The 11,336-nt window shown below is 59.3% G+C and carries 6 protein-coding genes; 2 read left to right on the forward strand and 4 right to left on the reverse strand.

Annotation, left to right across the window (positions count from 1 at the left end; translation table 11 throughout):
* Positions 1–134 precede the first annotated feature (134 nt).
* Positions 135–1,259 carry a cytochrome P450 gene (locus tag KI379_RS24610; RefSeq protein ID WP_212985202.1) on the forward strand — a complete coding sequence of 375 codons (1,125 nt, stop codon included), beginning with the start codon at positions 135–137 and terminating at the stop codon, positions 1,257–1,259.
* A 218-nt stretch (positions 1,260–1,477) separates the two neighbouring features.
* On the opposite strand, the gene KI379_RS24615 is transcribed toward KI379_RS24610, so the two are convergent.
* Both KI379_RS24615 and KI379_RS24620 read right to left on the reverse strand, forming a co-directional pair.
* On the reverse strand, positions 1,478–2,425 hold the full coding sequence (locus KI379_RS24615; RefSeq protein WP_212985203.1) for an aldose epimerase family protein: 948 nt from the start codon (positions 2,423–2,425) through the stop codon (positions 1,478–1,480).
* A gap of 30 nt (positions 2,426–2,455) precedes the next feature.
* Positions 2,456–5,797, reverse strand: a complete 3,342-nt coding sequence (locus tag KI379_RS24620) for a DUF5107 domain-containing protein (protein WP_212985204.1) — start codon at positions 5,795–5,797, stop codon at positions 2,456–2,458.
* 226 nt (positions 5,798–6,023) lie between these two features.
* On the opposite strand from KI379_RS24620, the gene KI379_RS24625 reads away from it, so the two are divergent.
* Positions 6,024–7,157 (forward strand): AraC family transcriptional regulator, encoded by a 1,134-nt coding sequence (locus KI379_RS24625; RefSeq protein WP_244879426.1) that lies wholly within the window; start codon positions 6,024–6,026, stop codon positions 7,155–7,157.
* A gap of 250 nt (positions 7,158–7,407) precedes the next feature.
* Here the strand turns inward: KI379_RS24625 and KI379_RS24630 are convergent, their stop codons facing one another.
* Both KI379_RS24630 and KI379_RS24635 read right to left on the reverse strand, forming a co-directional pair.
* Positions 7,408–9,534, reverse strand: a complete 2,127-nt coding sequence (locus KI379_RS24630; RefSeq protein WP_373309613.1) for an alpha-galactosidase — start codon at positions 9,532–9,534, stop codon at positions 7,408–7,410.
* Positions 9,535–9,665: 131 nt separating this feature from the next.
* On the reverse strand, positions 9,666–11,291 hold the full coding sequence (locus KI379_RS24635) for an ABC transporter substrate-binding protein (RefSeq protein WP_076175592.1): 1,626 nt from the start codon (positions 11,289–11,291) through the stop codon (positions 9,666–9,668).
* Between the last annotated feature and the right edge of the window lie 45 nt (positions 11,292–11,336).

Below are 11,336 nucleotides of genomic sequence, written 5' to 3' on the forward strand. Positions count from 1 at the left end.
TCTAGCAGACAAACCTCGTTTACTTGTAGACAGACCTCATGGATCGGAAGTTCTCCAGCGTAATGATCGATAAGCCGGCTTTGCCCAAAATTCAGGTTGTTCTCATCTAAAAAAGAAAGCGACGGTGTTGCTTCATGGAATGGAATGCAAATGGACTGCTGCCTTTGGAATGGTATAAAAAGATGCGCCGGGACTCCCCCGTTGTCCAGTCCAACGACGGGCAAGTTTGGGACGTATACGGATATGACGATGTAAAGACGGTATTTACGAATCACGACATTTTTTCCTCGTCGGCCTTCCCTGACTCCGAGGACCCGCTCGAGCACAGCATTCTGCGGCAGGATCCGCCCAAGCACCGGCAGCTGCGCCGGCTGGTGACCCAGGCGTTCACGCCGCGCGTCATCGAGTCGCTGGCTCCCAAAATCCAGTCGATCACCACCTCGCTATTGGACGAAGCGGAGAAAAAGGGGCGGATGGACGCCATCGCTGACTTTGCCAGCCCGCTGCCGATCGTCGTCATCGCCGAGATGCTGGGCGTGTCGCTGGACCACCGCGAACAATTCAAAGCCTGGTCCGACGCCCTGGTCGGAGACAGCGGCGAAGATTTCTATCAGTGCCAGCGCGAGATGAGCGAATACTTCTCCGAAATTGCCGAGGACCGCAGACGCCATCCGCAGGACGATCTGGTCACCAAGCTGGTCGAGGCTCGAATCGACAATGAGCATCTGACGGACCTCGAGATCATCGGCTTCTGCATCCTGCTCCTCGTGGCTGGCAACGAAACGACGACCAACCTGATCTCCTCGGCGATGCTCGGCATCGACACCCTGCCGGACGTCCGTGCGCAGCTGCTTGCCGACCGCAGCCTCATTCCCGGCGCGCTGGAGGAAGTGTTCCGCTATTTCTCGCCGGTGCAGGTCATGTTCCGCCGCGTGAAGCAGGATACCGTCCTTGGCGGCCAGGAGATGAAAGTAGGTCAATTCGTCCATATCTGGATGGCGTCGGCCAACCATGACGAGAAGGTGTTCGAACGTCCGGAGGAATTTAATATCCACCGCAATCCGAACCCGCACCTGGGACTGGGCAGCGGCATCCATTACTGCCTCGGCTCCCAGCTTGCCCGCCTTGAGTCCAAAATCGCGATCGAAACGCTGCTTGCCCGTTTTCCCGAATACCGCCGCGACCGTTCCGCTGAGCTGGCGCGAATGGACAGCATGATGATGTTCGCGCTGAAGGAACTGCCGATTATTTTGACATAGATACATTGAGCTATAAAAAAAAACAGAAAATCCTGCATCCCTGGAGAGGGTGCAGGATTTTTGTCGGCTGACGCAAAGGAAATTCACGGATCGGGAATCCGCAGCTATCGACTGAACTCCTGCTGCCCTTCGACGCCGGGCTTCCGTTAATCGAATCCCCTGCCGCAATGGATCGGATTACGATCGGTTTGTCGTTCAGCCACCCGGTTTCGTTCATCTCACCGCTTGGCTTCCATCCAGCTCACTTCCAAGTGCCACGCATACGTTCGGAAGCCCTCCACGACAGCAGCGGCATTCCGCTTCATGGCATGCGCCAAGTCGTCCAGGAAACCCGTGGCCGGCTCCAGTGCCAGATGATACTGCCCCTGGTAGCCGCCGTAATTCGCCCACACCGACAGGTAAGGCACCTTCTCCTTCGAAAAGGTAAAGGTGATTCCTTCCCGCTTGACCGGATCATAAACGGAAGCCTTTCCTTCCGGCAGCTCACCCGTAAAGTAAAATTTCTCGGCCGTCCGCTCCTCACGGCGTCCCGTGCGATCCAGGCGGCATTCCGGTTGGTTCGAAAAGGGCAGCGGCCACGCCCGCAGATCCCCCCTTTTCCCAAGCCTGTCACGTTCCGAATAGGAGATTGCAATCTCGCTCAACCTTTCCGGCACGATGATCTGCATCCCTTCCCCGACCCGCAGCAGCGGATGGGCCGCCCACAGGAACGCAAACGGGAACGGGCTGAGATTGGTCACCTGATAGTCGATCCGGAGCCGGTCCTCTGCGGCAAAAGAATACGTCTTCTCGAGCCGGTATGGCATCCTCACGCCGTGCACGATGCACGAAAGGCGATCTCCATGTCCCTCAGCCTTCCAGGGAATGGACCAGACCTCACCGTGATCCGGAAGCTCCGTCCCTCTCCAGGGATGCTCCGGATACCGGCATACGTTGATGGTCGGGAACATTTCATCCCAGCCGTTTCCGTCGCTGTCCGCGAAGGAGCTGGCGTAGCCCCGATTCCCGAGCGGTCCGTCCGCCGGCGCGAGCCATTCCCGGCCGGTCAGACGGTTGCAGAGGGAGACCATTTTGCTGCCGAGCTCCGGCAGCAGCGTGACCTCCATGGCGGAGGTCCTTCCCATCCAGGCGTTAAAGCCGTTGATTTGGTGCGGTGTCCAGCTCATCTTTCGCCCCCTTCTCACCGGCCTGAGACGTCATATTCCCGTCCGGCATAATTCAAGATGCTGCGCGGCTCCCTGATGATGCGGCTCCAGCGCCAGCGCCTGCCGGAAATGCTCCTCGGCTTCCCGGATTCGGCCCAGACCCAGCTGCCCAAGTCCCATCATGTAATGGCAGTGGATTTCGTTGCGCTGGTGCAGATCGTCCTCAAACACGAGGAAGTCGGGGAGCGACACGGCGAAATAATCGATTTGCGGCCGGTCGAACAGATGCTTTTCCCCGTAGTCGACCAGCTTGTTGAAGCGGCTCCGCGCTTCCGCTTCCCGCCCCAGCCTGCGCAGGGCCGCGCCCTGGTAGAAAATCATGTGCGGCGGCTGGTCGTTGTAGTACATGGCGCTGGCCGGCTCCTCCAGCCCTTGCGATGCCTGAAGCAGCGCATTTTGCGCTTCCTCCTGCCGGCCGAGCAGGCCGTACGCAACGCCGAGGTAATAGTCAATGTTGTTCTCCTGGGCGCCTTCCAGCTTGCCCTCGCCGATGTTCAGCGGGTACTGCTTCGCGAGCAGCAGCTGCTCGGCGGCCTCCTCCGCCCGGCCTTCGTTCAGCAGCCTTTTGGCGATTTCGACACGGGCGGTCACGTATTGTGCCGGCACTTTGCCTTCCCCGCCTTCCCATGGATGGAAGCTGCGGGCGAGAATAAGGCTGAGCGCCTCCTCATGGCGGTTCAATGTATTGTGCAGCGTTAAGTATTCGAGGTACAGGTCATCCCGAAGCTCTACCAGCTCACGGTGCGCTTCCAATGCCTGCAGCCGTTGTTCAGGCGAGCGGCCGGTTTTTTTGTACAGCTGGTCCAGCTCGTAAAAGACGCGTGCGTCCGCCGGGTTCAACCGGAACGCCGTCTCCAGCGCGGCTTGGGCGTCCTCCGGGCGGTTCAGCTTGTTGTAATAGGCGAGCGCCAAGTTGCGGTAAGGCGTCGCAAAGCTGCCGTCCAGCGCCACCGAGGCTTCCCAGCACGCGGCCGCCTCGGCATGGCGTTTTTTATCATAGAGCAGGTTGCCCAAGTAGTACCTTGCCTTTGCGTCTCCCGGATGCAGCGCCGCCGCTTCTTGGAGTACGGCGTAATCGTGCAGCGTGTTCGGGAAGCAGTACGCCGGATCCGCCGCAGCAGCCTGCTCATCATAAGCGGCTGCCTGCTCATCCTGTCCGTTCTTCCGGCTCCAGCTCGCCTGGTAATAGCGGATCATCGGATAGACGTCCGGCTGTTCCGGTGCTGCGATGCGGCCCAGGACCTCCAGCGCGTCCGCGTATTGGCCGGCTTCGGCGTAATCCTGAGCCAGGGCGATGTAATTGTGCGCATCGCCGCGCATGAGGCCCTCCAGGCTATCCAGCGCCTCCTGCGCCTCAGCCGTCCGGCCGGTATCGCGGTAGACGGCGATCAGCTCGTTACGGGCCGCGAATTCCACCGGATCGATGCGGATCGTCTCCCGTACGAGCGTCTCGGCCTCCGCGGCGCGGCCCAGCCTCCGCAGGATGACGCTTTTGAGATGACGGGCCTTGTAATGGCGGTATTGGACGTTCAGGGAACGGTCCACCAGCTCGAGCGCCTCGTCGTACTGCCCCTGCCCGCAGGCGATCTGCGCGAGGGCAAAGTATCCCGCCGCCTGCCATGCTCCCGTCCACACGCTCTTGTAGAAGGCGGCGTATGCCTCTTCGAGCCGGCCCTGCCATTTGAGCGTCTGGCCGAGATGATAGAACGGCTCGCTGTCATACGGCCTTGCGTTATGTCGCGTCAGCGTCTCGATCGCTTTTCGGAAATACACTTCGCTCTCCTCAAAGCATCCCCTCCGCAGCAGCAGCAGTCCGTAAGCGTTGTTCAGCCGGATGTCGCCGGGATCCCGCTTCAGTCCCTCCAAATAATAAGCTTCCGGCTCACGGGTTGCGTGCCGGTACTGCTCCAGATGCAGTCCCGCCAAATACAGCGCTTCGGTGTTTGGCAGCCGTTCCGGCGCCTCGATGGCTTTGGCCGGGTCGGGAACCTGCTCGATTTTCTTCGGCATCGGCCGGTAGGAGACCAGCTCCCTTCCCTCCGCGTCCAGTATGATGACCCGCAGCTCCTCTTCCCGGACTTCGGCGCCAATGTTCACCTCTGCCTGGAACACGTCGCTCGGCGACAGCTTCACCGTTTTGTCCAGAAGGATCTGTCCAGCACGCTTCAGCAGCACGCGCGCTTGGTCAAACACCGAGGTGGCGTAGACCTGAATTAATGCCTGCCCGTACGCCGTCTCCAGGTTTACGGCCGCGTCGATGGAGGCGTTCTTCACCAGACCGATCTTTTTATACGGCATAAAATACTGCTTGAAGCTCTTCTCCTCGTAAGGCGCGAGCCAGCTGAAGTCCGGCTGGTTGTCGGTGTAGACGCCGGTCATGAGCTCGATGTACGGACCATCCTCGTCCGTCAGATTGCGGTCCCATGCCTGGCCGAACTCCCCGTGTCCCCAGGTCCACTGCTTTTTTCCTGGCGACACATGCCTGTTCGCAACATGCAGCAGCCCTGCGCCGACGCCGTGGTCGTAACCGCCGACAAAATTATAGTCCGAGTGATAGGCCATGTAGGAGGTGGGCACGGGAATGTTGCTGTATTTGGAAATGTCCACACCGGCGGAGTAGTCCATTTTATAATACGTGCCCGTGGCGATCGGAAACTTGGACACGTCGCGCTTGCCGTGGTCGAACACCGCATGCACGTCCGGCGGAAACACAGACTGCGTGTGGTCGTTGACCGCGACCGCCGGGTTGGCCCACCACAGAAACGTCTGCGGCGCCGCTGTCCGGTTGTACAGCTGGGCCTGAATTTCGAGGTAAGCCTTGCCCGGATGCAGGGTGAAGCCGGTCGTCACCTTGGTGCCGTACATGCGGTCGATTTCCCCGACCCATACCGTCGCGCTCCCGTCCGGATTGCGTTCGATTGTATACTCCACCTCGCCGAACGTGTTCGGGCGGTGATGCTGCGGCCAGTTGAACTCGATCCCCCCGGAAATCCACGGTCCGGCCAGGCCCACCAGTGCCGGCTTGATCACCTGGTTATGGTAGACAAAATCATATCCGTTCGTCTTGTCGACCGCCCGGTAAATCCGTCCGCCGATCTCCGGCATGACCTGGATTTGCACGTATTCATTTTCCAAAAAGATGATACGGTACGATTTCAGAACTTTTTCGTCATAAATCTTATCGATGACCGGCAGCGGATAAACCCGTCCCGAGCTTCCTTGGTACACGCGCTTCTCCAAAAACATCGGGTTCGGATCGGGCTTGCCTGCCTCGTAAGTCGGGATTTCCACCCGCTCCTCCCATACCTTTACTTCTTCAGGCGCTTTGGCCATGCTGACTCATCCTTTCTTTCGCTTGCCGCTTGTATCATTCGCAATGGCGATGTCTGCATTCGGAACCTTTCAAAACTCTATCCTCATCTTAAAAGGAAGCGGCGACGCCCTCCATTCACGATCTCATGGGAATGATGGATTATATTATGATTTTTAGTGTTGATAGGGATTGTTGAGACGGAAGTTTCCATTGACAAAGGACACGGCCCAAACCATAGTAAATACTATGGAAAAGATACGAAAACCCGATGGATTCAAATCCGAGAAACTCATCGTCCTGCCGGATCATATTCTGATGGAGGCGTCGTCGCATCCGCTGGTCCGTCCCCTCTACGTGACCGATACCGGATACTTCCCGCGCGCGCTGCATCATTACCGGGAGCGGCCCGAAGGCAGCGAAGCGGTCATCGTCATATTTTGCATGGAAGGAGAAGGCTGGTACCGCTTGGGAAGCGGCCGGGCGCAGCCGGTCGGCCAGGGCCAGGCCATCGTGATTCCCGCGCGGACGCCCCACGCCTATGGCTCGTCAGAGGAGCATCCGTGGAGCATTTACTGGTGGCATTTCAAGGGGGAGCAGACAGAGGCGTTTTTTGAGGGATTTGGCACGGGACCCGGTCCAGGGCACGAGTCAGGGCATGAGCCAGGACACGAGTCAGGGCACGGGCCAGAGGCCGAGGAAGCCAGTACGGATGTTAGCGGGTCCGATGAATGGAATAATATCGGTGCGGGTGCGGGCACAGCAGGAGGTCTATCAGGCGTTAAGACTGCTCTAGGTGTGGGTGCATCGGGAGCCTCGGACAGCGGGGACCTCACAGAGTCGCCTTCCCGTCCGGTTAAAACCGCCGCCGCATCCCTTCCCGTCACCCTGCCTCCGGACAAAGCGCGCCAGCTGACCGAGCTGTTCCAGGAAGGATATGCGCTGCTGGAGCAGGGCTATACGCTGAACCATATCATTTATGTGTCGCAGCTGGCGCATCACCTCGCGGCGATTTTGAGACTGTGCCGGCTGCAGCCGCAGGATGGGATTTTCCGCCACAGCCAGCACGATATCACGCAAACGGTGCGGTATATGATGGACCGCCTGGAGGGCACCGTCACACTGAAGCAGCTTGCGGCTCAGGCGCGCGTGTCGGTTCCGCATTTTACCCAGCGCTTCAAGGAGGCGACCGGCTACTCGCCGATCGACTACTACCTGCGGCTGAAAATCCAACTGGCCTGCAGGCACCTGGACCTCACCGGGCAAAGCGTAAAGGAAATCAGCCATCGTCTCGGGTTCCAGGACCCGTATTACTTCTCGCGCTTGTTCAAAAAAATTATGGGCAAGTCGCCCTCCGAGTACCGGGGGACGCGGAAGGGGTAAAGTAGGGGGGCCAGGTGTCTTCTTTGTCTAAAGTAACTTGGCCGGTACTACGTCCCTCCCCTTTAAGAAAAAGACGCCCCCGGGCAATTTCCCCGGGAGCGTCCTTTTACGTCCACTCTTTTCAGTTCGTGCGGCTGAATGGGTCATCGCCTTTTGACCCGGAACCGCCTCGCAAACTACCGCCGGTGAGCTTTATCAGCTGGGGCGGCCTACAGCCTGCCGGCCATCCCGGCCACCAGCCACCATCCGCTTACTCCACCGCCGTCACCCGGTACAGCAGGCTGTCAAAATCGCCCCGCAGCGGCAGCTCAATCCCGATGTTCATCAGCGCGCGTCCGCTCCAGCTGCCGGGCAGCCCCTCGATGGCGTACGCCCGGTCCGCCTGCAGCCCCTGCAGACGCAGCCGCGGCAGCGGTTCGCCGAGGCGCTGCGAATGCAGGAAGGCAAACACGGCGCTGTCCGTGCCGGCTTCATCGACGTACTGCACGGCGGTGACGCCTTTGTGCTGGAGATCGGCCAGCCGGTACTGGCGGCCGAACTGCACAAGCGGGCGGATCGCCTTGTACTGGCGGATGAATTCGCCGGACTGCTCGATCAGCTCGTCGCTCCACTCGTTCAGGTTGGAGCCGATGCCGAGCGTGCCCATCATCGCGCTGTGGAACCGGTACTTCAGCGACACATTCCGCTTGTTCATGCCTGTCGGCGATTCTGTCACCCAGCAGGTCATCATCCGCGGCGCATACGTGTACGAGAAGCCCTCCTGGATGCTTAAGCGGTCGAACGCGTCGGTGTTGTCGCTCGGCCAGGACTGGTCGGCATACCGGAAGATGCCGAGGTCGATCCGCGCGCCGCCGCCCGCGCACGTCTCGAATTCCACATGCGGGAACCGGCGCCGCAGCTCGGCCCAAATCTCGTACAGGCTGCGGACATGGCGGATCCACAGCTCCTTCTGCCGGTGCAGCGGATGGTCCTTCATCCCCGGCTCGGTGACCGTGCGGTTCATGTCCCACTTGATGAACTTGATGCGGTGGTTCTGCAGCAGCTCGGTCATGAACTGAAGGATGTACGCCTTAACCTCCGGCTTCGAAATGTTCAGCAGCAGCTGGTTTCGCAGCTCCGTCCGCGGCCGCGTCTCAAAATGGTACACCCAATCCGGGTGGGCCCGGTACAAGTCACTGTCCGGATTGACCGCCTCCGGCTCGACCCAGATGCCGAACTCCATGCCAAGCTTGTGAACCTTGCCGATCAGCTCGCCCAAACCGTTCGGAAACTTCTCCTTATTCACGTACCAGTCGCCCAGTCCGGCCCGGTCGTTGTTCCGCTGGCCGAACCAGCCGTCGTCGACGACAAACAGCTCGACGCCCATCCGCGCCGCCCGCTCGGCCAGAGCCATCTGGTCTGCGGCGTTCACGTTGAAATATGTCGCCTCCCAGGAGTTGTACAGCACCTTGCGCGGCTCAGAGCTTGGCAGCACGTACGCGTGCTGGTACTGATGCAGATTCCGGCTCATGCCTCCGAAGCCGCCGGCCGTGTACCCGCCGACAAACCACGGCGCATCGAACGACTCGCCGGCTCCCAGCACCCACTCGCTGTCGAAATCGTTGATCCCGCCGGTCACCCGGACATGATTGAACACCGTTTTCTCCGCGGTAATCTTCCAGTTGCCGCTCCAGGCGAGCGCCCCGAACCAGACGCGGCCGTCCGTTTCCGTCGCCTGGCCTTCATCGACGGCAAACCACGGGTTGGCGTGGCTGTCGGTAAAGCCTCTGCGCGACTCCAGCACCTTTTTCCCCTCGCTCAGCACGTTGCGGCGGAGCTGGAATTCGCCCGACCATTTGCCGGTCACATGCGTCAGCCGGTAATCCCGCAGGTCCGGCAGGCTCCAGGCGGCCGACTGGACGCTCTCGAGGACGATGTCATCCCCGCCGGTATTGACGATGCGTGCGGAACGCTCAATCAGGTCATATTCCGGGATGACCCGATACAGCAGATGGGCTTCCAGCGGGTAAACCCGGTCCTTCAGCACAATGACCAGCGTCTGCCGGCCGTCCTCCTCGCGGATTTCATGACGCACATAACCGGCCAAAAGGTCCCGGACGCCGTCCGGCATGCGCACCTTCAGGGAAGGCTCGTCATAGTTGACCCCGCCCCAAAAGCTGTACTCTTCGGCCTCCATATCCACTTCGGCGTCAAAGGAGCTGTGCGACCGCCCTCGCAGCAGCGGGGCGCAGTCGTCGATCGTAACGGGCTCGCCCCAATACAGATGCTGCAGCCGGTCCCGTTCATTGATCCCGAACACGTAGGAGCTGCGCTGCGTATGAATCGCAAAGATCCTGCTTTTTTCCTCAAACTCAAACTGCATGTCTACATTTCCCATCGTCCCTCATCCTTTACCGTTTGAAAATGGATCGTTTCCCGCTAACTTCGGGCGTGCAAGCCATCACAGCCTGCGCCCCGGCAAAAAAGGGAGGCCAAAGACAAAGGCCGTCTTCTCCTCCCCCGCTTGCGTTATTTAGACTCCGTCCACAGCTGCTGGCGCTTCTTATAGTTCTCGGTGTAGATCTTCTCCAGTTTGGAGAGGCCAGCCGCCTCGACTTCCTTCATCATTTGGTTGTACTGCTCGGTCACCTGCTCTTCGGTCGGAGCCAAGGCCATCTTCAGGAAATATTTGTTGATCGTATCGTTGACCTTCGTATCCATGATCGCTTCCGGCGTACCTCCCGCAGGTCCCAGGTTGTCGTACGGCGCGGTGTCAAAGGAGGTATCGGCCAGGTTTTTGATCGCAAGGTCCGTCACCGGATCAGACTGGAAGCGGCCGATCAGGTCGTAAGGCGTGCCGTCGGAGCCCGGTCCGTTCTTGATCATCCACGTCCATTTGCGGATGCCTGTCGTCCGGGAAGCCTCATCCCAGTTTTTCTTGAACGCATCGAGCACTTCTGGACGCGGCACATGCTTGCCGTCCTTCATGTCCCAGTCCTTGCCTTCCACGCCCCACATCAGGAGGTACTGTCCCTCCTCGCTGGCCAGGAAGTCCAGCAGCTTCATCGTACGCTCCGGATCCTTGTTCGAGCGGGTGATCGCTACGCCGTCCCAGCCCAGGGAGCTTTTCGGACCGTACGTCGTCTGGTCGGCGCTCACGCCCGGAGCCAGCACTTTATATTGATAGAACTGGCGCTCGTCGGCTTTGGCCGGATCGGACGCTTCCGATTTCAGCAGCGAGTTGGGGTTGCCCACGTTCCACAGCGCTTCGGCCGTAGCGAACACGTTGCCGCCCGCCAGCTTCTGCTCGAACTGCTTCGTTTTCATCGTTGCCCATTCCTTGTCGAGCAGTCCTTTACGGTACAAGGAGTTCAGGAATTTCACCATCTCCAGGTAACGCGGATCGCGGATATCCTTCTTCAGCTCGCCGTTCGTTTCATAATACGGCATCATGCCAAACATGCCTTTGAAGGTGCCGGATACACTGCCGATATTTTCGCCGTTCAGCGTCATCGGGATCGATTCCTTGCCGTCGATCGTCGGATACTTCTCCTTGAACTTCACCAGGAGGTTCTCGAACTCTTCCGCTGTAAACGGTTCGCCGTTGTTCACTTTGTCCCCGACGCCGAGCTCCTTCATAATGTCCATGCGCATCATAAAGCCGAAGACCGGATATTTCTCCAGACCGTACCAGTTGGCAAAATAATAGTTTTTGCCGTCATCATTTTTCGTTTTGGCCAGGGTGTCGCCGTACATTTCTTTAATATGCGGACCGTACTTGTCGATCAGATCGTTCAGCGGGATAATCGCGCCCGATGAAATATATTTGTTCATGATGTCGCTGCCGCGGTCCAGCATGACGACGTCCGGCAGGTCGCCGCTCGCCAGCATCAGGTTCAGCTTCTCCACCGGGTTGCCGGTCGGCTGCTGAATTTCGACCGTGACGCCGGTCTTTTCCGTAATCGCTTTGGCCACCGGGTTGTTGAACGCATCCCCCGTATTTTTATCGAACCACGTCAGCGTGATCGGCGCATTGCTGTCCGCGGCCGCGCCCTTGTCATCGCCGGATGCCGCTTTCTCGCCTCCACCGCCGCCGCAACCGGTAAGCGCTGTCATAACGAGGGCTGCCGCGAGAATCCCTTTGATCGTTTTCATTGCCTGAACCCCTTTCTGAAGTCGTCATATTCTTGTACCCGAATA

The sequence above is a fragment of the Paenibacillus cineris genome (assembly GCF_018333335.1).
GTDB classification, from domain to species: domain Bacteria; phylum Bacillota; class Bacilli; order Paenibacillales; family Paenibacillaceae; genus Paenibacillus_AQ; species Paenibacillus_AQ favisporus.

Bases quoted from the DNA above. Each gene is read 5' to 3' on its own strand.
- KI379_RS24610 (WP_212985202.1), top strand. From the start codon at position 135: ATGGAATGGAATGCAAATGGACTGCTGCCTTTGGAATGGTATAAAAAG.
- KI379_RS24615 (WP_212985203.1), bottom strand. From the start codon at position 2,425: ATGAGCTGGACACCGCACCAAATCAACGGCTTTAACGCCTGGATGGGA.
- KI379_RS24620 (WP_212985204.1), bottom strand. From the start codon at position 5,797: ATGGCCAAAGCGCCTGAAGAAGTAAAGGTATGGGAGGAGCGGGTGGAA.
- KI379_RS24625 (WP_244879426.1), top strand. From the start codon at position 6,024: ATGGAAAAGATACGAAAACCCGATGGATTCAAATCCGAGAAACTCATC.
- KI379_RS24630 (WP_373309613.1), bottom strand. From the start codon at position 9,534: ATGGGAAATGTAGACATGCAGTTTGAGTTTGAGGAAAAAAGCAGGATC.
- KI379_RS24635 (WP_076175592.1), bottom strand. From the start codon at position 11,291: ATGAAAACGATCAAAGGGATTCTCGCGGCAGCCCTCGTTATGACAGCG.